The organism is Bradyrhizobium sp. UFLA05-109 (assembly GCF_054185165.1).
Genome location: NZ_JBBIAR010000035.1, coordinates 18227 through 44758 on the forward strand (window position 1 = coordinate 18227; position 26532 = coordinate 44758).

Consider the following 26532-nt stretch of genomic DNA (forward strand, 5'->3'; position numbering starts at 1 on the left):
ATCGACCTGCACTCCGGAACGGTACGCCACGCGAGAAGCGCACGGCCTGTTCTTATCGACTAGGACTCACGTCAGCAATGAATGGGCATTCATAGCCCGGGCATTCACAGCCTACTCTGCCGCGTCGGTTGTCTGAGGCGCGGGCACGCTTCCCGCAACCTCGATCGCAGCGCCATTGCTCTTGCCGGTGACGGCACTGACCAGCGCCTTCACCGGATCCTCGCCTGGTGCAAAACCGCTCTGGCGCAGGATTTCGTCGATCATCGGCCGCAGCGCGTGCACCTTCAACAGCTCGCCGGCGAGACCTTCGCCGAAGCCGGCATTGCTGCCGCTTGCGCCGTTGCCGCCGAACGCGCCGCCGGTGTGCAGGATGCGGACGTCCTTGATGTTGGCGATCGGCTTCACCATCTCGGCGAGCGCCGACGGCATCATCTCGATCCGCTTCTTGGCGATCTCGAAGTCGATGACGTTGCTGCCGAGCTTGTTCTGCGCCTCGTTCTTCATGGTGATCACGGCCGCCTCCGCTTCACCGATGTTCTTGACGCCGACCGCCTTGATCTTGTTGGCCTCGGCTTCCGCGCTGGCGAGCGTCTTGGTGGCCTCGGCGCGATCGAGCGCGGCCTTCTTCTCGGCTTCCGCCGCAACGATCAGCTCGGTCGATTTGCGTTCGGCCTCGGTGCGGGCGGCGAGCACCTGGGTCAGGCGAGCACGGTCGGCGACCTCGACCGCGCGCGCGGTCACCACCTTTTCCTCCGCTGACACGGCTACGGCTTCCGCTGTCTTGGCTTCGGCGACCGCCTCCGAGGTCTGCTTGCTCTTGGCCGCGATCTGGATCTCGTTCTCCTGCGTTGCGATCTGGATTTCGCGCTGCGCGTCGGTCTTGCGCTTGTTGATCGCGAGATCGGATTCGATCACCGCCGTTTCCTTGATCTGCTTGGCACCGGCCTCCTTCTCGGCGACCGCGCGATCGGTGTCGATGCGGGCGTTCTCCTCGGTCAGGCGCGCGGTCTGCGTCGCGGTGGCCACTTCGGCGCGGGTGCTTGCGGTCTTGTTGGCGATGTCGCGCTCCTGCGAGAGCTCGGCTTCCTTCTTGGTCCGCTCGATCCCGAGGGTCTGCTGCCGCGCCTCGAGGTCCTTTTGCGCAATCGCCACCTCGTTGTCGCGCACGATGGCGTTGCGGTCGCGCCGGCGGGTCTCGGTGATGGTCTTGAGCTGGGTGAGCCCCTCCGCGTCGAAGAAGTTTTCCGGGTTGAAGAACTTGACGTCGGTCTGGTCGAGTTTGGTCAAAGACACCGACTCCAGTTCAAGGCCGTTGGACTTGACGTCGGACTCCACGGTCGCCTGCACGTGCTTGACGAAATCGCTGCGCTTCTCCTGCAGTTCCAGGATGGTCATGGTGGCCGCCACCGAACGCAGGCCGTCGACGAATTTGGCTTCGACCTGGTTGCGCAGGGCTTCGGCGTCATTGGTCAGCGCGCCCAGCGTCTGGCTCGCCAGCGCAATGCTCTCGTCGTCGGGGCGGACGCGGACATAGAACTCGGCGACGATGTCGACGCGCAGGCGATCCTTCGTGATCAGGGATTCCCGCTCCTTGCGCTCGACCGTGAGCCGCAGCGTCTTCAGGTTGACGCTGGCATAGGAGTGGAAGATCGGCAGGATCATGGCGCCGCCGTCGAGCACCACCTTCTTGCCACCCAGGCCGGTGCGGACGAATGCCTCGTCTCGCGTGGCGCGCTTGTAGAGGGTGGTGAACACAATGCCCAGGACGACGATCAGCGCAACGCCGATCATGGCCGGGACTGCAATGTCAAACATGAATATCTCCGCTAATTGCTTTGCTGATTGCTTAGAGTGGGTTTGGATGGTTTGAGTTCATCGTCGGCTTTCACCGCCAAAAAGCGGGTGCCGACGCGATCGACCAGCAGGACGAGGCTTCCCTGCGCCAGCGGCTCAGACGAAGGCGCCGCGACCGCCCAGACGAAATGCCGGTTGCCATAGACGTCGGCGACGCTGACGCGGCCGGGCGGGCCCTGGTCCAGGGGACCGATGACGACTTCGCCGACTCGACCGACGAGATCCCCGAGACCGACGGCGTAGCTTTCGTCCTTGGGAATGATTTTTGCGATGAAGCCGCTGGAGATGCGCACCAGCGGGATCGACACGATCACCGCGCCGAGCGAGGCGACGCTCGCCGGCAAGGGGCCGGCGACCATCCGCGCAATATCCTGGATCAGGAAGCCGGTGATCGAGAAGGCACCGAGCAGCAGCAGCAGGAAGATCAGCAGCGGCACGCCGCCGAGATTGATCCAGGAGATCGCGTTGGTCACGCCGCTGTGGCCCGGATGGCCGAAGTCGACGACGTTGCCGAGGATTTCGCTCAAGGAGGCCCCGACCATCATCGAGACCACCTCGACCGAGCCGACAATCACGATCATGGTCGCCGCGATCGCGAACGGCCTGACCTCGGGCGCCATCACATGTTCGAGCAATGTGCTCATGGCCGCGAACTCAGGAGCGCGTCTTCAACCGCGCGAGCCTCGCCGCAATCTCCTTGTCGCGATGCAACGTGCTGAGCTCGTCGATGTCACTCGAGAACGCAATGCCGGCCGGCACGCCGGTGGCCCGCGCGACCGCCCTGCCCGCGCGCAGCGCCTTTGCTGCGGCCGAGTTGCCGGCCTGTTTTTTCGACGTTGCGGTCGAATGTGTGCCGGCGGCGGCCTCGCTCTTCTCGAGATCGGCGCGCCGCTGCTCGGCATCCTGGAGGGCGGAGAGCACCGCGCGCAGCGAGGTCACGCATTGCTCGATCTTCTCATTGTTCTCGTCGATCGCCCGCGACAGCACCTCGAACTGCGCTTCGAGGTCCATCTGCCGCGCGATGCCGGCGCGGGCGAGGTCGTCACGGCTGTCGTCGATCGCGCCCTGGATCTTTGCGGCAAGGTCGGTCATCGCGCGCTCGATCTCACTGCGCCGCGCGTTCAGCCGATATTCCTCGGCGCGCGCCGAAGCGAGCGCTTCGCGGGCCTCGTTCTCCGCGTTCTCGATCTCGCGGATGGCCTGGCCCACGACCTTCAGCTTGTTCTTGCCTTCGGCCTGCTCGATCGCGTCATAGGCGATGCCTGCGATCAGGCGTCCAACCCGGGACAGGAAGTTCTCGGGGGCGGCAGCGATGGTATCCATGGCATTCTCCTCCTCTGGCAGATTGTTCGGCGTGACGCCGTAGTGAATTTCAAAACCGTCGTCGCTGCGGATCAGATGGGCGGGCACGCTCTGGCCCCAGCCCTCGGCATAACCGACATAGTCGAACGGCACGCTGAAGCGCCCCTGCACGGTGGCGATCGAGATCGTGGTCGGACCCTTGAGCTTGGCAAGTTTGTCGTCGAGCGGCAGCCGGCGACCGCTCGCCGCGCGATAGTCGGCGCGGTCGCGCAGGCCCAGCGTCACCAGGCGTGACGGTAGGCCGGTCTGTTTCCGGATCGCATCGTAGGCGTGGGCATGCAGCAGCACGACGTTGGAGCCCACATTATGCGTGCGAGCAACCTCATCGAGGATCTCCATCATGCGGTCATAGGCCTCGAAAGTCGCCTCCAGTGCGGCTTTGACGGCCGGCTCAGGGGCGAGCCTGTAGCGCAGCGAGGATGGCGCTTGTCGGGGCGACGGGCTCATGGAAAGCACTAAAGCACCATCTTAGTGCTTTACAAGGGGAAAGGCCGATCACGTTCCACTGATCCTTATGCACTGTATTGGTTAGTCGCCGTCGGTACGGGCGGCGTTCAAGGTTGTCTGGTCACCGATAGATCACTGCGGATCAAGACTTCTCGCACGCGCCGGTTGCAATTTTCATCGAAATGCGCCCCCCCCGGGGCACGGCCACGCACAGATTGTCCGCAGCATATCCACAGGGCTACCGCGCCGATTCCGTCTGCGTGTGAGCTAACTTGCTGCGCACAAATCCACTGGTCGCCGGCTCAACCGCCCGCCTGCTCGAACACGGCGCGGCAGGCCTCGCTCAGGCTCGCCTTGTTGCGGCGCAGGCACGCGGTGATGGCGCGGACGTTCGGGATCTCGCCGGCGCAAAGACGGTAAACGTCGGGGGTGCAGGCCCGGCGTTGCTCGGGCGTGCCCTGCGCGTAGGCAGTTGATGCAAACAGCGTCAGGAACAATCCGAGAGTCGAGGCCCGACGCGCCCGGCTCTTCACGCCTGCGAATTTCAGGAACCTCGCCTTCATCATTGCGTCTCCTGTCGGCCTCACCCGTTCTGGCCTTCATTGGCCGGTGTGACGTCAGGCTTACGGGAAAGAAAGTTCTGAGAATGTGATCTCTTTCACACTGGCGGCTCGGTGGAACCGCCTAGGTTCCGCGCCGGTTTTCTTTAGGGAATCACTAACCAAACGAGCGCCGATCGACGGGTCGATAAAATTCGATCGATCCGCTCAATTGGGAAAAAAGCCGGTTTTGCGATTTTGCCCGTCGGGAATGGCCCGGAGGGTGCGATGAGCGAAGCCGAATTCAACTTGCTGCTGGATGCCGTGCGGGCCGCAATCGAGCCCGCGCCGGAGGAGGAATTCGTGCCCCGCTCGTGGAAATTCGACGCGCCGCTCAAAGCCGCCAACGACAACGAGGGAACTTGGCCGCTGCTGCCGTTTCCGGATGGCTGGTACGCCGCCGGCTGAGCGCGACCTCCCGGGCTCTTCTCTCTCGCTATGTCTGTAAGAACAGTCGGTCGCCGCCTGGCATCTGGCGGAGACAATCAGTCAACTTTCAGTGCCCGACTGGTCGTCCGACTGACGCGGGTCCCTGACCGGACCGGTGGACGGAAAGATGCTCTCATAGATCGCGCGGGCTTCCCGTATCAGACGGGCCCGCTCGATCTCGGACTTCGGAACAAATCGGACGATCTCGCCCACGTGCTCTCCAGGATTCACGGCTTGATGATTCATCATCTAGGTGATGCGATCTTCATGCCAAGGCACATGAATCGCGGCAAACCGCCACCCCGGACAAATCCGGGTGACTTCTGAGCCATCCCATTATCGCGAACCAGAGATGCGCGTAAACCGGGGCTATTTATGCTGGGAAATCAGGAGGTTGTGATGGAGGCCACGACCAGAATTGAACTGGTGTAAACGGTTTTGCAGACCGCTGCGTAACCACTCCGCCACGTGGCCCCGTAAGGCCGGACTGATATAGGGGATCAAGGACTTAGGCAACCGCCTTCATCCGACTTCCCGATCGGTTGTGGAAGGTCGTCCAACTTGCGGTGGGGCGGCCGCTTACCCAAACATCTGCGCCAGCTTGACGCTTGCACAGATGATCATCCCCCACAGCGCGAAATTGATCTCGATCGCGGCGAGCATGAGCGTTCTTCCCTGGTCGCACCACTTTTGCCTGTAGTGCTCAGCGTCTACACTCGCTCAGCCCTGCCAAGGGTTCCAGTCCATAATTTCCATTTTTCGGCTGAGCTCGCCTTGGTCAGGTCACAAACGCGAACAAGCGCGATTCAAGGTTCAACGCAGGCTGGATCACGCCCTGCCCTCGCCGGCGACAGCCAGATATTGGCCGAAGATGTCTTCGGTTGAACCCGCAGCGGCGATCCGTCCCTCGCGCAACAGGATCGCGCGGTTGCAGGTGTTCCTGATGAGATCGATATCGTGCGAGGCGAGCACGAGGATACCGGCGCGTGCCACGATCGCATCGAGCCGCTGACGCGCTTTCCTGCGGAACTGCTGATCACCGACGCCGATCCACTCGTCGAGCAGCACGATCTCACCTTCGATCGCGGTTGCCACCGCGAAGATCAGGCGCAGAATCATGCCGCTGGAATAGGTGCGCAGCGGCAGGTCGAGCCGGTCGCCGAGCTCAGTGAACTCGGCGATCTCCGCACGCCGCGCCTCTATCTCGCTGCGCCGCGCTCCGATCACCAGCCCGCGCCGCAGGATATTCTCGTAACCGGTCGCCTCCTCGTCGAAACCGGCGGCGAGATCGAACAGCGACAGGCAGCGGCCGCAGACATCGACCCTGCCCGAGGTCGGATGGTAGATGCCGGCCAGCACCCTGAGCAGCGTGGTCTTGCCGGCGCCATTGGCGCCGATGATGCCGAGCCGGTCACCAGCGCGGATATCGAGATCAACGCCGTTCAGCGCGGAGACAATGTGCGGGCGCGGTGCATTGCCGGCCTTGCGCAGCGTCACGGCGCGCACGAACCGGCTGCGCAGCGAGCGGTCGCGAAACGACAACACGGGAAATGTAACTGAGACATTGCGCAGCACGATGTGGGCAGCGAAGCTCATGGCGCGCACCTAGAGCCAGTACGCCACGCGATGGCGGTATCTCGCGTAGCAGCCGAGGCCGATCATCGCCATGCCGAGCGCGTAGAGCGATCCGAGCAGCCATTGCGCCGGATCGGCCGGCTGCGACAGAAGCGGCTTGCGCACGAGATCGAGCAACGTCGCGAACGGATTGACCCGCGTCAGCCAGTGGAAGGCGGTGCCGTGCACCGCATCCTCGGTCCAGATGATCGGCGTGAGGAAGAAGACGAATTGCAGGCCACTGACGATCGCCGATCCAATATCGCGAAAGCGCGCGCAGAGCAGACCGAGCGCAGTCGCACCGCCGACCAGCGTGACCAGCAGGATCGCAAAGCCGGGAACGGCGAGCACAAGGGTCCAGTGCAGCGGCCAGGGCATCACGACATAAAGCAGACCGACCAGCAGCAGATGGTGCAGGAAGATGACGACGTTGCGCGCCGTCATCTGCAGCACGTGCACGATCAGCGGCGCCGGCACGGCCTTGATCAGATGTCCGGACGCCACGAAGACGTTGGAGCCTTCCTGGAGCGTCGCGGCGATCAGGGTCCAGACGATCAGGCCGACGGCGAAGGACGGCAAGAAGACAGCAATCTCCTGCTTGAACAGCGTCGCATAGACCAAGCCGACGCTGGCGATCGTTGCCGCGAGAGTCAGCGTGATCCAGAGCGGGCCGATCACGGTGCGGCGATATCGCAAGGAGATGTCCATCAGGGCGAGCGTGCCCCAGCGATCGAATTGCGCGCCTTGCCGGACGATTTCCCTGGCCGCAGCCTGAATGCGACTTCCCATCCCGCTCCTGGCTTTCCAACGCTAGGCCCGATCACGGGAAGGCAATATGCCCCCCGCGTCTCTATCTGCCCGCTCCGGAGCGGGCAAGCCCTCGGCGCTGGCGGTCAGCCGCGGCGGCTGCGGCGAAAATCGCGCCGGCGGCCTCGGCCTGCCGGTTTTGGCGCATATTCAGGCGTCTCCGCCAGCACTTTGCGATAGCGTGTTAACATCCGTTCAAAACTCGCATGCAGCGTCTCGGCAATATCCGGGCGCTGCTGGAGGCTCGCGAGCATCATGGCCGCAGCCTCGATGGTGGCGAGCCCGTCGCGCCGCGGCTCACGGCGCAAGCGCCCATAACGTGAGGGGGCCGCGGGATTGAGGATCACGCGCTGGCACTTCAGCATCCAGGGATTGCGCCACCACAGCGCCTTGGCCTGGCTCCAGGTGCCGTCGAGCAGCACGACGCCCTCGATCCTGTTCAGGATGGCGCGCTGATTGTCGGCGATCTCGCCCTTGCGCGTCAGCGCAATGATGTCGGCGTCGCTATCGAGATCGGTGGCACGCGCCGAGCCGAGATAGAGCACCGCCCAGCGCGCCGGATCCGCGACCGGTCGTCCGAGCGCCTTGGCAAGGCTCGGCCATGACAGCCCGACCCGCACCGTCGCATCGGCAAAATGCCGTGCCGTCAGCCGCGCGGTACCGAGCGCCCTGTCCTGCTCCTGCGGATGCTGTAGGATCAGGAGCGCGATGCGGCTGTCGAGCTGCGTGACGCTGTCGCAGATGCACAGCGGCATCGGCTTCTGGCAGTGCGGGCATTCGGCGACGGGCTCGGAAGCTGCGGTGGTGACGTCAGACGGGTTCGACATCCAGCCGCTATACGCTTGGCCCAAGGCTTCAACAACGGGTTATTGCCTTCAACAACCGTTATTCCGCAGGCGCGTGCACGGCACCCGGGTCGGAGCGGCGGCGCAGGCGATCGATCAGGAGATAGATCACCGGCGTCGTGTAGAGCGTCAGGATCTGCGACACGAACAGGCCGCCGATGATGGTGATGCCGAGCGGGCGGCGCAGTTCCGTGCCTGGCCCCGTTGCGATGACCAGCGGGACGCCGGCGAACAGAGCTGCCATCGTCGTCATCAGGATCGGGCGGAAGCGCACCCGGCATGCCTCGAAAATCGCATCCGCCGACGACAGGCCGCGCTGCCGCTCGGCGTCAAGCGCGAAGTCGACCATCATGATGCCGTTCTTCTTGACGATGCCGATCAGGAGAATGATGCCGACGAAAGCGATCACCGTCAGCGGCGTGTTGGTGATCTGGAGCGCGAGCAGTGCCCCCAACCCCGCTGATGGCAACGTCGAGATGATCGTGAGCGGATGGGCAAGGCTCTCATAGAGCACGCCGAGCACGATATACATCGCGACCAGCGCCCCAAGGATCAGCAGCGGCTGCCGGCCGCTGGTCTTGGCGAAATCGCCGGCGTTGCCGTCAAAACTGCCGCGAATGCCTTCGGGCATGTGCAGCTCCTCGACCGCACGCTGGATGTTCTGGGTCGCGACCTGGAGCGGCACGTCCGGCAGGAGGTTGAACGAGACGGTCGTCGAGGGAAACGACTGCGAATGGAACACCGCAAGCGCCGCGAGCCCGCGCTGCGCGCGCACCACGGCCGACAGCGGCACCTGTGTATCATTGGCCCCGGCGACATAGATGCGTTCGAGATTGGACGGATCGACCTGGAATTTCGGATCGGTCTCCAGCACGATCATGTACTGGTTGCGCTGGGTGTAGATGATGGAGATCTGCCGCTGCGCGAATGCGTTATTGAGCGCATTGTCGATGTCCTGGACGCGCACCCCGAGGCGCGAGGCGGTCTGACGGTCGATGGTCAGCGTGAGCTGCAATCCGCCGGGATCGCGATCGCTGGAGATGTCGGTGATGCCCTCGACCGTCTCCATCCGCTTGGCGACGATCGGCGCCCATTGCTGGAGCAGGTTGAGATCGGTGCTCGACAGCGTGTACTGGTAGTCCGAGTCGCTCTGCCGCCCGCCGGCACGCACGTCCTGGGCCGCGAACATGAAGAGGCGGATGCCGGGCACGCGAAACAGCGCGCGGCGCAGCCGGTCGATGACCAGTTGCGTCGCGACATAGTCGCGCTCCTCCGGCGGCTTCAGGCTGATGAACATGGTGCCGCGGTTCGACGTGGCCGGGCCCGGCCCTCCGCCGCCAAGCACCGAACCGATGCCGGCCACGGCGGGATCCGCCATCACGATGTCGGCCAGCTGCTGCTGCAGGCCCAGCATCGACTGGAACGAGATGTCGGCGGAGGCCCGCGTCGCGCCGATGATGAATCCGGAATCGTCGGTCGGGAAATAGCCCTTCGGCACCTTGGCGTAGAGCGTCACCGTGAGGGCGATGGTGGCGAAGAAGACCATGAGCGTCGAGAGCGGGAATTCAAGCACGGCGCGCAGGGTCCGCGCGTAGAAATTGACGATCCGCGACAGCGAGCCCTCGATCACGCGGTCGAACAGCGTGGCCGTCTCCGACGTGGTCTGCCGGATATATTGGGCGCAGATCATCGGCGTGACCGTGAGCGATACCAGCGTCGAGACCACGATCGCAAAGGTCAGCGTCAGCGAGAATTCGCGGAGCAGCCGGCCAACGATGCCGTCCATGAAGATCAGCGGCGTGAACGCCGCAACCAGCGACAGGCTGATCGAGAGCACGGTGAAGCCGATCTGCTTCGCCCCCTCCTGTGCCGCCTGGAACGGCCGCATGCCGTGCTCGAGGTTGCGGAACATGTTCTCGATCATCACGATGGCATCGTCGACCACGAAGCCGACCGAGATCGCAAGCGCCATCAGCGAGAGGTTGTCGATCGAGAAGCCCGCAAGCCACATCCCGGCGCAGGTGCCGGCGAGCGCCAGCGGCACCGAGATGCCGGCCGCGATCGTCGGCGTGATCCGCCGCAGGAACACGAACACCACGACCATGACCAGGATCGCGGTTGCAAGCAGCGTCCATTGCATGTCCCGGACGCTGGCGCGGATCGTGCCGGTGCGATCGACCAGGGTGGAGATCTCCACACCTGCCGGAATCCACTGCTTGAGCTCGGGGATCAGCGCCTTGACGCGGTCGACGGTGTCGATGACGTTGGCATCACCCTGCTTGGTGATCTGAATCAGCACCGCGGGCTGCTTGTTGAACCAGGCTATGGAGCGCGCGTTGCGGACGGAATCCTCGATGTCGGCGACGTCGCCGAGACGGACGAAAGTTCCATTCCCGCTCTTGATGACGATGTCGCGGAATTCCTTCGCGGTGCGCATCTGGCGGTTCAGCGCCAGCGTCTCGCTCTGGCGCTCGCCATTGAAGATGCCGACCGGGCCGAGCGGATTGGCATTGATGATCGCGGTCCGCACGTCGTCCGTGGCGATGCCGGCATTGGACAGCGCGACCGGATTGAGCTGGATGCGCACCGCCGGCTGATCCGCGCCGCTGATGGTGACATTGCCGACGCCCGGAACCTGCGAGATCCGCTGCGCGATCACGGTGTCGGCGACGTCATAGATGGCGGCGGTCGAGATGGTCTTGGAAGTCAGCGCCAGCACGTAGACGGGTGCTGCGGCGGAATTGGCTTTGCGGAAGCGCGGTAGCGCCGGCAGATCGCTCGGCAGATCCACCAGCGAAGCGTTGATCGCTGCCTGTACGTCGCGCGCGGCCCGATCGATGTCCCGGCCGATGTTGAACTGCAGCTGGATGTTGGTGTTGCCGAGCGAGCTCGTCGAGGTGATCTGGTTGATGCCGGCGATCTCCCCCAGTCGCCGCTCCAGCGGCGCGGCGACGGTTGCCGCCATGACGGAGGGGTCGGCGCCTGGCCGGCTTGCAGACACGAAAATGGCGGGGAAGTCGACGTTGGGCACCGACGAGACGGGCAAGAACTCGTAGGCCACGACACCCAGCAGGAACAGCCCGATCGAGAGCAGCGTCGTGGCGACGGGCCTGCGGATGAAGGGCTCCGAGATCGATGCCATCTCACATCCCCTCGGTTGCGCCCGCAACCGGCGGCCCTCCCGGCTCGACCGGGGGCAGCGCGCGCTCGAGGCGGCGGTTGATCCGGTCGAGCGCGAGATAGATGACCGGCGTGGTGTAGAGCGTCAGCAACTGGCTGAGTAGCAGGCCGCCGATGATGGAGATGCCGAGCGGAAAGCGCAGCTCGGAGCCGGTGCCGCTCTCGATCGCAAGCGGAAGCGCGCCAAACAGCGCCGCGAGCGTCGTCATCATGATCGGGCGGAAACGCAACAGGCAGGCCTGGACGATCGCTTCCGTCGGCGCCATTCCCTGCCCGCGCTCCGCTTCCAGCGCGAAGTCAATCATCATGATGGCGTTCTTCTTGACGATGCCCATCAGGAGGATGATGCCGATCAGGCCGATGACGGAGAGGTCTTGCCCGCACAAGACGAGCGCGAGGATCGCGCCGACGCCGGCGGACGGCAGCGTCGACAGGATCGTGATCGGGTGGATGTAGCTCTCATAGAGCACGCCCAGCACGATGTAGATCGTGATGACGGCAGCGAGCAGCAGCCAGGGTTGGCCGGCGAGGGCCTTGGCGAATTCGGCGGCATCGCCCGCGTAGACGCCGACGATGTTGCCGGGCATGCCGATGCGGGTCTCGATCGCCTTCACGGCCTCGACCGCGTCGCCGAGGGCGGCGCCCGGCGCCAAGTTGAAGCTGAGCGAGACCGCCGGGAATTGTGCCTGGTGCGAGATCGCGAGCGGCGCCGTGGTGCGCGTGAGCGTCGCCACGGCCGACAGCGGCACTTGGGCGTTAGGCGCGCCGACGGTGCTGCTGGCCGAGCCCGGCAGATAGAGCTTCGACAGGATCGACGGATCGCGCTGGTACATCGGCAGCGCCTCCAGCACCACGCGGTACTGGTTGGCCTGACCGTAAATGGTGGAAATCTGCCGCTGCGCGAAGGCATCGTTCAGGGTGTCGGTGACGGCCTGCAGGTTGACGCCGAGCTGGCCGGCGCGGGTCCGGTCGACGTCGAGCTGGGCGCGCAAGCCACCCTCCTGCGCCTCCGAGGACACGTCGCGGAACAAGGGATCGCGCCGCATCTCCGCGACCAGCTTGCGCGACCATTCCGAGACGGATGCCGCGTCGGTGCCGGTGAGCGTGTACTGATACTGCGAGCGGCTCGACTGCGTCGAGATCTGCACGTCCTGGACGGGCTGGAAGTACACGGTCATGCCGGGGATCGCGGCGACCCTGTTCTTCAGCCTGTCGACGACCACGCTGACGTCGTCGCGCCGCTCGCCGCGCGGCTTGAGCGTCATGACGAGGCGCCCGACATTGGTGGTCGGGTTGACTGAGCCCGCTCCGATCACCGAGACGACGCCGACCACGTCGGGATCGGCCTTGATGGCATCGGCGGCTTCCGTCTGCCGCTTCTGCATCTCGGCGAAGGAAACGTCGGGGCCGGCTTCCGTTACGGCCGTGATCGAGGCCGTATCCTGGAGCGGCAGAAAGCCCTTGGGCGCGACCACGTACAGAGCCAGGGTCGCGATCAGCGTGGCGAAGGTCACGACCAGCGTCGCGCGCTGATGCTCCAGCACCCATAGCAGGCTGCGGTGATAGAAGCCGACCGTCCAGTCGATGAAGCGGCTGATGGCGGCGAGCCCCGGCACCGCAAACTCCTCGTGCGCGTGCTTGAGGAGGCGCGAGCACATCATCGGCGTCAGGGTGAGCGAGACCACTGCCGAGGTCACGACCGCGATCGTCAGCGTCAGCGCGAATTCGCGGAACATCCGGCCCACGAGGCCCGACATGAACAGAAGCGGGATGAAGACGGCGATCAGCGATACCGTCAGCGAGATCACGGTGAAGCCGATCTCGCTCGCGCCCCGGAGCGAAGCCTGCATCGCGCTCTCGCCATTCTCCATGTGGCGGACGATGTTCTCGATCATCACGATGGCATCGTCGACCACGAAGCCGGTGCCGATCGTCAGCGCCATCAGCGACAGGTTGTCGAGGCTGAAGCCTGCGAAATACATGATGCCGAAGCTCGTGATCAACGACAGCGGCAGCGCGACGCCCGCGATCACGGTCGCGCGCAGCGAGCGCAGGAACAGCAGCACGACCAGCGTCACCAGCACGACGGCGAGGATCAGCGTGAACTGCACGTCATGGACTGAGGCGCGGATGGTGACCGTCCGGTCCGAGACCACGGTCAGGTGCACGCCGGCCGGGATCGCGCGCTGGACCTTCGGAATCTCCGCCCGGATCTGGCTGACCACATCGATCACGTTGGCGCCGGGCTGGCGCTGGATGTCGATGATCACCGCCGGCGTGCCCTGGTACCAGCCACCGGTCCGGTCGTTTTCCAGGCCGTCGACGATCTGCGCGATATCCCCGATGGTGACGGGCGAGCCGTTGCGGTAGGCCACGATGATCGGCCGGTAGGCATCGGCCGCGGCGATCTGGTCGTTGGCCGCAATCAGATAGGACTGCTGTGCGCCGTCGAGCGAGCCCTTCGGCCCCGAGACGTTGGCATTGGAGATCGCGCTGCGCAGATCCTCCATGGCAATGCCATAGGCAGCCAGCCGCGCGAGGTCGGCCTGGATGCGCACAGCCGGTTTCAGCCCGCCCAGCACCGAGACGCGGCCGACGCCGGAGATCTGGCTCAGCCGTTGCGCCAGGATCGTATCCGCGATGTCGCTCATCACCCGCAGCGAGATCGTGTCGGAGCGCAGTGCGAGCGTCATCACCGGCGCATCGGCCGGGTTCACCTTGGCGTAGGTCGGCGGGTAAGGCAGCGTCTTGGGCAGAACGCCGGCGGCTGCGTTGATCGCAGCCTGCACGTCCTGCGTCGCACCATCGATGTCGCGGTTGAGATCGAATTGCAGCGAAATCTGGCTGACGCCGAACGAGCTCGTCGAGTTCATCGCCGACAACGACGGGATCTGGCCAAGCTGCCGCTCCAGCGGCGCGGTAATGAGCGAGGCGATGACGTCGGGGCTCGCGCCGGGCAGCTGCGTCGTTACCTGCACCGTCGGGAAGTCGACCTGCGGCAGCGCTGAGACCGGAAGCGAAAAATAGCCGAGCGCGCCGCCGATCAGCAGCGCGATGCCGAGGAGCGAGGTCGCGATCGGCCGGCGAATGAAGGGTTCGGAGACGCCCATGACGCGATCAGTCCGTCGAGGTCGGGGTCATGGCTGCTTCGCTCCACTGCCCGATGAATCTGCCCCCTGTGCCGGTCCGGTCTGGCCTTTCTGGTCGCCCTCACCGCTTTGCCGCTTGGCGCGGCGCTCGCCATCCTTGCCTTGTCCGTCCTTCGCCTGTCCGTCCTTGGCTGGCCCATCCTTGGCCTGCCCATCCTTGGCTTGACCGCCTTTCTGGGCATCCGGCGCGCGGGTGCGCTTGCGCGGCGCAAGATCCGCAGACGGCGTCTGGTCGTCGCGGCCGACGATCACCTTGGAGCCGTCGGAGAGATTGGCAAAGCCGGTCGTGACCACGCGATCGCTCGGTGACAGGCCGCTCGCGATCACGGCGTCATGCTCGTTCTGCTGCGTCACCGTTACCGGCTTGGCCGAGACGATATCGCCCTCGCCGATGACATAGCTGAAGGTTCCGATCGGACCGCGCTGCACGGCCGATGTCGGCACCACCAGCGCTTTCGGCAGCGTCTCGACCTTGAGGCGGACATTGACGAACTGGCCCGGCCAGAGCTGGTAGCTGGCGTTGGGGAATTCCGCCTTGAGCTTGAGCGTGCCGGTGGTCGGATCGACCTGGTTGTCGATACCGGTCAGCTTGCCGGTGTCGATCACCGTCACACCGTCATTGCCGAACACGTCGACCTGCAACGTGCCCTTCGACGCGGCAGCGTTGACGCGCATGATCTGCTGCTGCGGCAGGCTGAACCACACTGCGATCGGCTGCAATTGCGTGATGACGACGAGGCCCGTGGTGTCGGAGGCATGGATGATGTTGCCTTGGTCGACCTGGCGCAGACCCGCGCGGCCCGAGAGCGGTGCCACGATCTTGGTGTAGCTCAGCGTTGCCGCCGCATTGTCGATCGCGGCCTGGTCGGCCTTGACCAGCGCCTCGGTCTGCGCGACCAGCGCGCGCTGGGTGTCGGCCTGCTGCTTGGAGCCCGCGTTGGAGGCGGCGAGCTGCTCGTAGCGCGTGAGGTCAATGCGCTGGTTGGCGAGCTGCGCCTGGTCCTGAGCCTTCTTGGCCACGGCCTGATCATACTGCGCCTGGTAGATCGCGGGATCGATCTCGGCGAGGACGTCGCCCTTCTTGACATCCTGGCCTTCGATGAAATTCACCGCGATCAACTTGCCGTCGACCTGCGAACGCACGGTGACGGTGTTGAGCGCGCGGATCGCGCCGACGCCGTCGAGATAGACCGGCACGTCCTGGACGCGCGGTGACGCCGCCAGAACGGGCACGGGCAGGTCGGGCCGCGCATTGCGGTCAGTCGCAGGTTTCTGGTGCCACGCGGTCCAGCCGAAATAGCCGAGCCCGCCGAGGATCACGAGCGTGATCAGCGTGGAAACAAAGCGGCGGCCGCGCCGGGACGTGCGCTTGCCCGCCTTGTCCTTCGCGCCTTCCTTCGTATCCGGCTTAAAGAGCATTGACGGGTTTCTCCATTCTCGGCTCCCAACCGCCGCCCAATGCCTGGTACAGGCTGACGATCGCGAGCAGGCGGGCAAGCTGCGCCTGCCACAGCGCATCTTCCGCCTGAAATAGTGTCTGCTGGACGTTAAGCACCGTCACGATATCGGCCGTGCCGGCGCGCAACTGCTGTTCGGCGAGATCGAACGCGCGGCGTGATGCCGCGACGACCTCGCGCTGCAACTGCAGCTTGATCGTGGTCTGCTTGATCGAATACAGCGCGTTATCGACATCCGCGAAGGCCTGGATGATCGTCTTGCGGTAGGTCTGGAGCAACTCGTCCTGCCGCGCCTTGGCGTTTTCGAAATTGCCGAGAATCTTGCCGCCGTCGAAGATCGGCTGCGTCGCGCTGCCGACGAGCTGGAAGAAGGCCGCGTGCGGCTGGAACAGGGACACCAGCGCCGAGCTCTGATAGCCGCCATTCCCGGTGAGCTGGATGGTCGGAAAGAACTGCGCGCGGGCATTGCCGATATTGGCGGTGGCAGACGCAAGCTGCGCTTCCTGTCGGCGAATATCGGGCCGCTGCGTCAAGAGTTCGGACGGCAGCCCCGGCGTAACGCGCGGGATTGCGATCTGGTTCATCGAGCCGCCCGCGATCCGCACGCTCTCCCGCGGACGCGACACCAACACGGCCAGTGCGTTGATGTTCTGGTCGAGTGTCTGGCGGAGCGGCGGCACCAGCGCCTTCTGGTTCGCCAGCACGCTCTCCTGCTGCGCGACGTCGAGGTCCGTGCCGGTGCCCGCCTTTCGCCGCTCCTTGATGGCATCGAGTATCCGCTGGGCACTGGCGATGTTGTCTTGCGCGGTGCGCAAGCGATCCTGCGAGGCCAGCACCTGGAAATAGGCGTTGGCGACGCTGGTCAGCGTGGTCAACGCCACGACGTCTCGATCGAAGCGATTGGCGTGGGCGGTCTCTTCGGCGGACTGCAATGCGTCCCGATTCTGGCCCCAGAAATCGAGCTGGTAGCTCGCGCTCATCGAGGCCGAATAGTTGACGACCTCGCGGCCGCCATTGGTGAGTCCGGAGGACGAGGAGCCGGAGGTGCGTGAGTAGGTCTCCGAACCCGCGCCGGACAGGGTCGGCAACAGGGCTGCGCCGGCCTGCCGCGCCTGGGCGTCGGCCTCGAAGATGCGCGCGACGGCGGCGGCGATGTCCAGGTTGACGGTCTGTGCCTCCTCCATCAATTGCGTCAGCTCCGCCGAGCGAAAGCCGCGCCACCAGTCGAGCGGCGGCGGCGCATCGGGCTTACCGGCGTATTTATATTGGCTGGGCACGTCGAGCGCCGGATCCGGCAAGTCCTGCGTCAGCACGCAGCCGGCGGAGCTCAGTGCCAGGCCAAGCGCCACCACCCTGCCCGCTGCACCCAGCAGACGGGGTGCGGGACCGTGCGGTCGCCGGACGGCGACCATCGGGACTCTTCGGGTCACATCCACCCCCTGCCGGGCAGACGCAACTGCCACCGCGCGGCCGGATTAACCGATTCGCGGCCGGTCAGTCGGGAAATGGTCTCCGTTTCATTCACAGCGTGATGCTTTCCTGGAACTGTTCCGCATACTAGCCGGGCGTGACCGGGGCGGACAGTCCCGCAACTGCGAAGCGCGCCCCGCAAAGGGGACTTCACGAAGTCGCCAAACACGCAGGTTTTTCCTATTTCTATAGGGCTTTCTTGCATTTTGGCGCGCTCCGCAGCAGGCGGCAAGCTTACCAACATTTCATGTGATATTGTCGCCACAGCGGGATCGGGACGGCCACAGAAGGGATGCCCTCCACCGAAACCTGCGCCGCAGCGCACGGCAGCTTTTCCGACATCAAGCGACAGGGGCATCGCAGAAGCTTGGCGGCCGCCGAAACGCGCGCTTATACTGTCCATGGCTGACTGCCTGCGGGGGCGCTCTCGGGTCCAGCGAAAACCGGGATCGGCGCGGCTGCCTGAGCGGTCGGATTGTGCCAGTTCAGGTGATTCCGATGCCGAACGCGATCCCGGTCACCCCCGACAATGTCGAGACGGTCCTCGCCGACCTGCCGCGTCTGGTTCGCCTCGCGCTCGCCTTCGGCTCACGTCTGAGGCGTGGCACGCTCGACGTGATCCTGCCTGACGGCCGCGTCATCCGGCTCGGTGGCCTCGAGCCGGGACCGAATGCGGTGATGCGGCTGCACAATTACGATTTTGCGCCCCGCCTCATCAATGCCGGCGATATCGGGATTGCGGAAGCCTATCTCGCAGGCGATTGGGACACGCCCGATCTCACTCAGTTCCTCTATCTCTTCTGCGTCAACCACGACCTGATCCAGGCCATGCTCCGCGACAAGCCGCTGATGCGCTTCGCTCAGGTGCTCCGGCACTGGTTCAACCGCAACACCAGGCGCCAGGCGCGGCGCAACATCCATGCTCATTACGACATCGGCAACGCCTTCTATTCGGCCTGGCTCGATCCGAGCATGACCTACTCCTCGGCGCTGTTCGAGGAGAACACCACCGATCTCACGGCAGCCCAGACCAACAAGTATCGCCGGCTCGCCGAAGCCATCGATCTCAAGCCGGGACAGAAGCTGCTCGAGATCGGCTGCGGCTGGGGCGGATTTGCCGAATACGCGGCCAAAACCTTTGGCGCGCATGTTGTGGGTTTGACGATCTCGACCGAGCAGCGCGACTTTGCGCAGAGGCGCATCGAGGATGCCGGTCTCGCCGAGAAGGTCGAGATCCGCCTTCAGGACTACCGTGATGAGCGCGACCGGTATGACCGCATCGTCTCGATCGAGATGATCGAGGCCGTCGGCGAGCAGTTTTGGCCGAAATATTTCGCGCAGCTGCGCGATCGCCTGTTGCCGGGCGGCCTTGCCGGCATCCAGGCCATCACCATCCAGGACGGGCTGTTTCAGACCTATCGGCGCGAGGTCGACTTCATCCAGCGCTACGTTTTTCCCGGCGGCATGCTGCCCTCGCCCGCGGTGCTCAAGTCGCTGGGCGAGACGTTTGGTGTACCCGTCATCCGGGAGCGCATCTTTGGGCAAGATTATGCCAAGACGCTTGCCACCTGGCGAAATAACTTCCGCAGCGCCTGGCCAAACCTCGTGCCGCTCGGCTTCGACGATCGGTTCCGGCGGCTCTGGGAGTACTATCTGTCCTATTGCGAGGCCGGTTTCCTCTCTGGAAATATCGACGTCCGGCAGGTCGTCTTCGCAAAGCAGCATTAAGACCTTGTGCCCTCGCCTTGTGTGGCCGGAGACCCTACTTTAGGGTCTAGACGATCTCACAGAACCAGCCGGTAATTGCCTGACATGACCATAAAAAACGACGTTGTCGAAGCCATCGGCAACACCCCCCTCATCAAGCTCAAGCGCGCGTCCGAACAGACCGGCTGCACCATTCTCGGCAAGGCCGAATTCATGAATCCCGGCCAGTCGGTGAAAGACCGCGCCGGCAAATGGATGATCCTGGAGGCGGAGAAACGCGGCGAGCTGAAGCCAGGCGGCCTCGTGGTCGAGGCAACTGCGGGCAATACCGGCATTGGCCTTGCGGTCGTAGCGAGCGCGCGCGGCTACCGCACGCTGATCGTGATTCCGGAGACCCAGAGCCAGGAGAAGAAGGACTTCCTGAAGCTGTGCGGCGCTGAGCTCGTCGAGGTGCCAGCGCTGCCTTATGCCAATCCCAACAACTACCAGCATGTCGGCCGCCGCCTCGCCGATGAGCTGCGCAAGAGCGAGCCCAATGGCGTCCTGTTCGCCGACCAGTGGAACAACCTCGACAATGCCAAGGCGCATTACGAATCCACTGGCCCCGAAATCTGGGAGCAGACCGGCGGCAAGATCGACGGCTTCGCCTGCTCGGTCGGCAGCGGCGGCACGCTCGCCGGCGTCAGCCGCTATCTGAAGGAGAAGAACAAGAATGTCGCCATCGCCTGCGCCGATCCGCATGGCGCGGGGATGTACGAGTATTTCCGGACCGGCGATCCCAAGGCGACGCCCGGCGGCTCGATCACCGAGGGTATCGGGCTCAACCGCGCCACCGCGATCGTCGAGACCGCGAAGGTCGATGATGCCTTCCTCATCCCCGACGAGGAAGCGGTCAACCTGATCTACGATCTGCTCCAGCACGAGGGCCTGTGCCTCGGCGGCTCGACGGGCATCAACATCGCCGGTGCCATCCATCTTGCGAAGAAGCTCGGGCCCGGCAAGACCATCGTCACGGTGCTGGCCGATTCCGGCAGCCGCTACCAGTCGAAGCTGTTCAATTCGGACTTCATGCGCGCCAAGAATCTGCCGGTGCCGGCCTGGCTGGAGAAGCGCAGCAACATCAAGCCGCCGTTCGCGTGAGGCGCGATCGGCGCAATCCGCTTCACGTCCAGCAATGCGTAGGGTGGGCAAAGCGACTTGTCCGCCGTAGCTCGAAGAGCGAAGGCGGAAGCGTGCCCACCTCTTCTATCGCAGTCCTGCATAGATGGTGGGCACGGCGCTACGCGCCTTTGCCCACCCTACGATTTCACTGGCCGATCACCGCAGGATCTGGCTCAGGAACAGCTGCGAACGCGCGTGCTGCGGGTGGGCGAAGAATTCCTGCGGCGTGTTGGATTCGATGATCTGACCGGCGTCCATGAACACAACGCGGTTGGCGACCTCCTTCGCAAAGCCCATTTCGTGCGTGACAACCAGCATGGTCATGCCCTCCTTGGCGAGGTCGACCATGGTGTCGAGGACTTCCTTGACCATTTCGGGGTCGAGCGCCGAGGTGGGTTCGTCGAACAGCATCACCTTTGGGTTCATGGTCAGCGCGCGCGCGATCGCGACGCGCTGCTGCTGGCCGCCCGACATCTGGCCCGGAAACTTGTTGGCCTGGTGCGGGATCTTGACCCGCTCCAGGTATTTCATCGCGGCCGCCTCGGCATCCTTCTTCGGGATGTTGCGGACCCAGATCGGCGCCAGCGTGCAATTGTCGAGCACCGTGAGGTGTGGGAACAGATTGAAGCTCTGGAACACCATGCCGACCTCGCGGCGCACCGCGTCGATATGTTTCAGGTTCGGCCCGAGCTCGATGCCGTCGACGACGATCTCGCCCTCCTGAAACTCTTCCAGTGCATTGATGCAGCGGATCAGCGTCGACTTGCCCGAGCCTGAAGGACCGCAGATCACGATGCGCTCGCCCTTCTCGACCTCGAGATCGATGTCGCGCAGGACGTGAAAGTCGCCGTACCATTTGTTGAGGCCGGAAATCTTGACGATCGGGCTGGTGGACATGGTGACCTTGTTCAGTTGCGGCGATGCGCGTTGAGCCGGTTTTCGACGAAGAGCGAGTAACGCGACATTCCAAAGCAGAAGAGGAAATAGATGATGCCAGTAAAGGCAAAGCCGGTGAAGGCGGTCGTTGGCGTCGTCCAGACTGGGTCGGCGAACGATGCCCTGAGCGAGCCTAACAGATCGAACAGCGCGACGATCGAGACCAGCGAGGTGTCCTTGAACAGCGAGATGAAGCTGTTGACGATGGCGGGAATGACGTGGCGCAGTGCCTGCGGCAGCACGATCAAGGAGGTCGTCTTCCACCAGGACAGTCCCAGTGCGGAAGCCGCCTCCCCCTGCCCGCGCGGAACCGCGGCGAGCCCACCGCGCAGGTTTTCGGCCTGATAGGCGCCGGTGAACAACGCCACACCGATCAGCGCCCGCACCAGGCCGTCGACCGTGAAGTTGCCCGGCAGGAACAAAGGCAGCATGTAAGTCGCGAAGAACAGCACCGTGATCAGCGGCACGCCGCGCCAGAACTCGATGTAGGCGATCGAAAAGATTCGGATCAGGGGAATGGTCGAGCGCCGGCCGAGTGCGAGCGCAATGCCGATTGGCAGCGAGGCCACGATGCCGGTAATGGCGATGACCAGCGTCACCAGGAGGCCGCCCCACAGCCGCGTGTCGACAATCGGCAAGCCGCTGTGATCGAGGCCCATCAGTTTGATGACCACCGCTATGCCGGCAAAAGTGGCAAGACTCGAGATCAGCGCACGCCGGCCGGTCTGAAAACCGCCGCCGAGGACGAACAGGATCGCCGAGACGATTGCGGTCGTGACGAGGAAATCAACCCAGACCGCCTGGCCCGAGGCCTGGAACTGCTCCCGCAGCCAGGTCAGCGGAAAGATCAGCCAGGAGATCATGGTGCCGACGAGCACGATGACATTGCCGATCGCCCATAGCAGAGGACCAATCGCCGACGTCTTGCTGAGATTGACCAGCAACTGCCCGGCTCCGCTGATGCTGTCGTCGAAAAGCTGCAAAAGGCCAGCGGCCCAGCTTACGCCAAAGCCGGCGATGCCGCCGCCATGCAGCAGGAAGAACGCGACCACGGGAAAGGCGAAGAAGAACAGGCCTGAGTTCAGGCCTTTTGCCGGCAGGCGCGGAATGAGCAGCGGCAAGAGCAGCACCGCTCCGAGCACGAAGGTCAGGTTGACCCGCCAGCGCTCAGCTTCCGGATAAAAACCGTAGATAAGCTGCGTGAGCTTTGCCTGGATGAAGGGCCAGCAGGCGCCGACTGGATGCCCGGCATTCTCGGCGAGGCATGCGGCGCGATCCTTGCCGCTCCAGACCGCATTGACCAGCAGGAATTGGAGCGCGGGAATGACGATATACCAGAGCAGCAGCAGGCCGAGGATCGTGAGCAGGACGTTGGTCGGCGAGTTCAAAAGGCGCGTGCGTACGAAACCGATGAAGCCCGAGGTCGTCACCGGTGCGGCGCGCTCGGGCACCAGGTCCTGCCGGACAAAGGAAGACGCGGTGATGTCGCTCATGCCCCCAGGCTCCGGTTGATGCGCCAGCCGTAGATGCTCATGATGAAGCTGGTGACGAGCGAGGTCAGGAGATAGACGCCCATCGTCATGGCGATGATCTCGATCGCCTGTCCGGTCTGGCTCAACGCCGTGCCGGCAAACACCGAGACCAGATCGGGATAACCGATGGCCACCGCAAGCGAGGAGTTCTTGGTGAGGTTGAGATACTGATTGGTCAAGGGCGGCACGATGACACGCATCGCCTGCGGCACCACGATCAGCCGCAACGTCGCGCCCCGGCTCAAGCCAAGCGAGGAGCCCGCCTCCATCTGCCCCTTATGGACCGACAGAATGCCGGCGCGGACGATCTCGGCGATGAAGGACGCCGTATAGGTCGAAAGCCCCACTGTCAGGGCGACGAACTCCGGAATGATCCGCGCGCCGCCGGCGAAGTTGAAGCCCTTGAGCTGCGGCAGCTCGAAGGTAAAGGGCAGACCGAACACCAGCATCGTGACGAGCGGCACCCCAATGATGAAAGTCAGCACATAGGGCCAGATACGGATCACCTGCCCGCGCTGGAACAACGCCCGCCGCGCAACCCTCCTCAGCGTCAGGGATGCGAGGATGCCGAGGCCGAGCATGACCAGAAACGGGACCAAGCCGGGCTGCCCCACCGGCGAGGGCACGATCAGGCCGCGATTGTTGAGGAAAAAGGCGCCGAAGATCGAGACGCTTTGCCGCGGCGCGGGCAACGCCGCGAGCACTGCGAGATACCAGAACAGGATCTGGAACAGGAGCGGCAGGTTGCGGATGGCCTCAACATAGAGACCGCCGATTCGCGACACCAGCCAGTTGGGCGACAACCGGCAGAGTGCCACGACAAACCCGATCACAGTGGCGAAGAAGATGCCGACCACCGAAACCAGGAGCGTGTTCAACAGGCCAACCAGGAACACACGGAAGTAGGTGTCCGAGCCCGAATAGGAGATCAGGGTCTGATTGACATCGAAGCTCGCGCTGTTCTGCAGGAAGCCGAAGCCCGCGGCGATGTGCTGGGTTTCCAGGTTGGTACGAGCATTGGAAACGATCTCGTAGGCGATCCATGCGAGGACCGCGCCGAAGACAAGCTGGATGGCCATGCCGCTCCAGCCTGTCTTGCCACCGAGAGCCCGCTTGAGCTTCAGCGCGATTTGCGGTGGTGGTTTCCGGGCCTCGATGCCCATCGCCGCAGCCTGCAGGTTTGCCGATCAGCGGATCGGTGGCGCATACTGCAGACCGCCCTTGGTCCAGAGATTGTTGATACCGCGGCTGATACCGAGCGGCGAGCCGGCGCCGACGTTGCGGTCGAATGCTTCTCCATAATTGCCGACCGCCTTCACGATCCGGACGACCCAGTCCTTGGTCAGGCCGAGCTGTTCGCCGAGATTGCCATCGGTGCCGAGCACCCGCTTCATCTCTGGCTTGTCCGATTTCAGCATCTCGTCCACGTTCTTCTGGGTGACCCCGAGCTCTTCAGCCGTGATCATCGCAAACAGCGTCCACTTCACGATGTCGAACCATTGATCGTCGCCGTGGCGCACCATCGGGCCAAGCGGCTCCTTCGAGATGATCTCGTTCAGCACGATGTGATCGGCGGGGTTCGTGAGCTTCAAACGACTGGCATAGAGCCCAGACGAGTCATCGGTGAAGACGTCGCAGCGTCCGGACTCGTAGGCCTTGATCGCTTCGTCGATGGTGCCGAACGCAATCACCTCATACTTCATGTTGTTGGCTTTGAAGTAGTCGGCGAGGTTCAGCTCGGTGGTGGTGCCCGTCTGGACGCAAACGGAGGCATTGTTCAGTTCCAATGCCGAATTGACCTTGAGCGCTTTCTTCACCATGAAGCCTTGGCCGTCATAGTAGGTCACGCCCGTGAAGTTGGCGCCGAGCGAGGTGTCGCGCGAGACAGTCCAGGTGGTGTTGCGCGACAGCACGTCGATTTCGCCGGATTGCAGCGCGGTGAAGCGGTCCTTGGCCGACAGCGGCACGAACTTGATCTTGGTCGGATCGTTCAACACCGCCGCCGCGATCGCGCGGCAGACATCGACGTCGATCCCGGTCCAGTTGCCCTTGTCGTCCGGCGACGAAAAGCCCGGCAGGCCCTGGCTGACGCCACAGGACAGCATGCCCCTGTCCTTGATGGTCTTGAGCGTTTGGGCATGGGCGGCCGGGGCGGACAGGCCGGCGGCGAGGGCAAGGGTGAGAGCCAGAGTTACGCGTTTCATGGGTTGAAGCCTTTCAAGGGCGTCGTGTTTGGGGGCGACGTGTGTTCGTCTCTAATGGCGTATGTGAACGTTCGTCGAACATCTTTTTGCTGAACGTCTTTCGCTGAACATCGTGCAAGCTGTGGGCCAACCCCGTTGATCCCCTGCCAAAAACCGTTGGACGCCAGGCTGTCAGGCATGGTCCCTCGGGCGGCGGATCTAAGGTCGCGGCAAGCCCCTCAACATGCGGCGACAGAATAGCACCTGCGCATCACAGAACGACTGGCGAGCCGGGTCAAGGGGTTGACGGGACTCTTCTGTGATCTGTTATTACCAGTTGCGGTCGATCCGCTGTCCCGTGCGGGGACTTTCCGCGCCGACAATCCCAGTTTTGAAAGCACACGCATGGATTCCTCTGCGGGCGCAAAGCCCTTCCCGCAACATCCCGACACCGGGCTGGTGACCTCCGGCCGCGACACCAAGGCGCAGAAGGGTTTTGTCAATCCGCCGGTCGTGCACGGTTCGACCGTGCTCTACCCTACGGCCGAGGACCTGCACGCCCATCGCGGCGAGTTCCAGTATGGCCGCCACGGCACCCCCACCACCAAGGCGCTCCAGGAGACGCTGATGGCGCTGGAGGGACCGAACTGCGCTGGCGTCGGCATCGCGCCGTCGGGCTTGGCTGCGATCACCACCACCCTGCTCGCGGTGCTGAAGGCGGGCGATCACCTGCTCGTCTGCGACAACGTGTATCGGCCCTCGCGCAATTTCTGCAACGGCCTGCTCGCACGCTACGGCATCGAGACCACCTATTTCGATCCGCTGATCGGCGCAGGCATCGAAGCCCTGTTCAAGCCCAATACGCGCGCTGTACTGGTGGAAGCGCCTGGCTCGCAGTCCTTCGAGATGCCGGACATTCGCGCGATCGCCGCAGTCGCGCATGCGCGCGACGCGTTCGTGATCGACGACAACACCTGGGCGACGCCGCTCTATCATCGCTCGCTCGACCAGGGCGTCGACATCAGCATGCAGGCTGCGACCAAATATATCGGCGGCCATTCCGACATCATGTTCGGCACGATCTCCGCCAACGCGAAGGCGTGGCCGCTCGTGACTGAGGCCATCCGCCTACTCGGTGTCTGCGCTGGTCCCGACGACGTCTTCCTCGCGCTGCGCGGCATGCGCACGCTGTCGGTGCGGCTGGCGCAGCACTATCGCTCAGGGCTCGAGATGGCGCGCTGGCTCGCCACGCGGCCGGAGGTTGCCCGCGTGCTCCATCCCGCGCTCGAGACCGATCCTGGCCATGCAATCTGGAAGCGCGACTTCACCGGCGCCTCGGGCCTGTTCAGCATCGTCTTGAAGCCCGCGCCGCAGAAGGCGGTCGATGTCATGCTCGATAGCCTCACGCTGTTCGGCATGGGCTATTCCTGGGGCGGCTTCGAGAGCCTTGCCATCCCCTTCGACTGCGACACTTATCGCACGGCAACGAAGTGGGCCCCGGGCGGTCCAACGCTGCGTCTGCACATCGGGCTCGAGAGCGTCGAGGACCTCAAGGCCGATCTCGATCGCGGCTTTGCTGCCTTCAACGCGGCAATTTGAGCAGCGAGATTGGGCATCCCGCCTAACAAACGCGCCATGCTGCGCGACTTGCGCAGCATCTACTCGTTAGCCGGTCCCGCCGCCCTGCCCACATGCGGCACGGCCTCGATGCTACCGCGCCAGTAGCTGGCACTCAGAGCCAGTGATTTGCCCGACGCGTCAAGCGAATTCGTAAAATCAGCAAAGCATCCACTGCCGTCA

At 64.1% G+C, this 26532-nt stretch carries 20 protein-coding genes and 1 tRNA gene; 4 read left to right on the forward strand and 17 right to left on the reverse strand.

Translation table 11 applies throughout. The annotated features are described in order from the left end of the window. Positions 1–111: 111 nt before the first annotated feature. The 4 genes from Q3C01_RS24670 to Q3C01_RS24685 all read right to left on the reverse strand — a co-directional run bounded on the left by Q3C01_RS24670 (position 112) and on the right by Q3C01_RS24685 (position 4226). Positions 112–1815 carry a flotillin family protein gene (locus tag Q3C01_RS24670; RefSeq protein WP_458147896.1) on the reverse strand — a complete coding sequence of 568 codons (1704 nt, stop codon included), beginning with the start codon at positions 1813–1815 and terminating at the stop codon, positions 112–114. A gap of 11 nt (positions 1816–1826) precedes the next feature. Beyond that, positions 1827–2498, reverse strand: a complete 672-nt coding sequence (locus tag Q3C01_RS24675) for an OB-fold-containig protein (RefSeq protein WP_458147897.1) — start codon at positions 2496–2498, stop codon at positions 1827–1829. Positions 2499–2508: 10 nt separating this feature from the next. Beyond that, positions 2509–3672, reverse strand: coding sequence for a PspA/IM30 family protein (locus Q3C01_RS24680; protein WP_458147898.1), 1164 nt, complete (start codon positions 3670–3672; stop codon positions 2509–2511). A 293-nt stretch (positions 3673–3965) separates the two neighbouring features. Then, on the reverse strand, positions 3966–4226 hold the full coding sequence (locus tag Q3C01_RS24685) for a hypothetical protein (protein WP_458147963.1): 261 nt from the start codon (positions 4224–4226) through the stop codon (positions 3966–3968). Between the two features lie 264 nt (positions 4227–4490). Between Q3C01_RS24685 and Q3C01_RS24690 the strand changes: the two genes are divergently transcribed. Continuing rightward, positions 4491–4670, forward strand: coding sequence for a hypothetical protein (locus tag Q3C01_RS24690; protein ID WP_458147899.1), 180 nt, complete (start codon positions 4491–4493; stop codon positions 4668–4670). Between the two features lie 81 nt (positions 4671–4751). Here the strand turns inward: Q3C01_RS24690 and Q3C01_RS24695 are convergent, their stop codons facing one another. The 9 genes from Q3C01_RS24695 to Q3C01_RS24735 all read right to left on the reverse strand — a co-directional run bounded on the left by Q3C01_RS24695 (position 4752) and on the right by Q3C01_RS24735 (position 17155). Next, positions 4752–4904, reverse strand: a complete 153-nt coding sequence (locus tag Q3C01_RS24695; RefSeq protein WP_458147900.1) for a hypothetical protein — start codon at positions 4902–4904, stop codon at positions 4752–4754. 187 nt (positions 4905–5091) lie between these two features. Next, positions 5092–5165: transfer RNA gene (locus Q3C01_RS24700), tRNA-Cys, on the reverse strand. A 354-nt stretch (positions 5166–5519) separates the two neighbouring features. After that, complete coding sequence (locus Q3C01_RS24705; RefSeq protein ID WP_458147901.1) at positions 5520–6287, reverse strand: ABC transporter ATP-binding protein; 768 nt, start codon at positions 6285–6287, stop codon at positions 5520–5522. A 9-nt stretch (positions 6288–6296) separates the two neighbouring features. Beyond that, positions 6297–7094, reverse strand: coding sequence for an ABC transporter permease (locus Q3C01_RS24710; RefSeq protein ID WP_458147902.1), 798 nt, complete (start codon positions 7092–7094; stop codon positions 6297–6299). 104 nt (positions 7095–7198) lie between these two features. Then, on the reverse strand, positions 7199–7939 hold the full coding sequence (locus Q3C01_RS24715) for a tRNA-uridine aminocarboxypropyltransferase (RefSeq protein ID WP_458147903.1): 741 nt from the start codon (positions 7937–7939) through the stop codon (positions 7199–7201). Positions 7940–7997: 58 nt separating this feature from the next. After that, a complete protein-coding gene (locus Q3C01_RS24720) occupies positions 7998–11099 on the reverse strand; it encodes an efflux RND transporter permease subunit (RefSeq protein ID WP_458147904.1) in 3102 nt (1033 codons plus the stop codon). A 1-nt stretch (position 11100) separates the two neighbouring features. Continuing rightward, entirely contained in the window at positions 11101–14247 is a 3147-nt protein-coding gene (locus Q3C01_RS24725; protein WP_458147905.1) for an efflux RND transporter permease subunit, read from the reverse strand. Positions 14248–14274: 27 nt separating this feature from the next. Further along, the gene (locus Q3C01_RS24730) at positions 14275–15705 is read right to left on the reverse strand and encodes an efflux RND transporter periplasmic adaptor subunit (RefSeq protein WP_458147906.1); all 1431 of its coding nucleotides are present in this window, start codon (positions 15703–15705) and stop codon (positions 14275–14277) included. Further along, complete coding sequence (locus tag Q3C01_RS24735; RefSeq protein ID WP_458147964.1) at positions 15695–17155, reverse strand: efflux transporter outer membrane subunit; 1461 nt, start codon at positions 17153–17155, stop codon at positions 15695–15697. The genes Q3C01_RS24730 and Q3C01_RS24735 overlap by 11 nt, the downstream gene beginning before the upstream one ends. Before the next feature lie 556 nt (positions 17156–17711). On the opposite strand from Q3C01_RS24735, the gene Q3C01_RS24740 reads away from it, so the two are divergent. Further along, positions 17712–18941 (forward strand): class I SAM-dependent methyltransferase, encoded by a 1230-nt coding sequence (locus tag Q3C01_RS24740; RefSeq protein ID WP_458147907.1) that lies wholly within the window; start codon positions 17712–17714, stop codon positions 18939–18941. An 84-nt stretch (positions 18942–19025) separates the two neighbouring features. Next, positions 19026–20060, forward strand: a complete 1035-nt coding sequence (locus Q3C01_RS24745; RefSeq protein WP_458147908.1) for a cysteine synthase A — start codon at positions 19026–19028, stop codon at positions 20058–20060. A gap of 177 nt (positions 20061–20237) precedes the next feature. On the opposite strand, the gene Q3C01_RS24750 is transcribed toward Q3C01_RS24745, so the two are convergent. Genes Q3C01_RS24750 through Q3C01_RS24765 form a run of 4 tightly spaced genes read right to left on the reverse strand, consistent with a single transcriptional unit; the run spans position 20238 to position 24753 of the window. Further along, on the reverse strand, positions 20238–20978 hold the full coding sequence (locus Q3C01_RS24750; RefSeq protein ID WP_458147909.1) for an amino acid ABC transporter ATP-binding protein: 741 nt from the start codon (positions 20976–20978) through the stop codon (positions 20238–20240). Between the two features lie 11 nt (positions 20979–20989). Then, on the reverse strand, positions 20990–22510 hold the full coding sequence (locus Q3C01_RS24755) for an amino acid ABC transporter permease (protein ID WP_458147910.1): 1521 nt from the start codon (positions 22508–22510) through the stop codon (positions 20990–20992). Next, a complete protein-coding gene (locus tag Q3C01_RS24760) occupies positions 22507–23712 on the reverse strand; it encodes an amino acid ABC transporter permease (protein WP_458147911.1) in 1206 nt (401 codons plus the stop codon). The genes Q3C01_RS24755 and Q3C01_RS24760 overlap by 4 nt, the downstream gene beginning before the upstream one ends. Before the next feature lie 24 nt (positions 23713–23736). Beyond that, positions 23737–24753, reverse strand: coding sequence for an amino acid ABC transporter substrate-binding protein (locus Q3C01_RS24765; RefSeq protein ID WP_458147912.1), 1017 nt, complete (start codon positions 24751–24753; stop codon positions 23737–23739). Positions 24754–25137: 384 nt separating this feature from the next. On the opposite strand from Q3C01_RS24765, the gene metC reads away from it, so the two are divergent. Next, on the forward strand, positions 25138–26331 hold the full coding sequence (gene metC / locus Q3C01_RS24770) for a cystathionine beta-lyase (protein WP_458147913.1): 1194 nt from the start codon (positions 25138–25140) through the stop codon (positions 26329–26331). Positions 26332–26532: the final 201 nt, after the last annotated feature.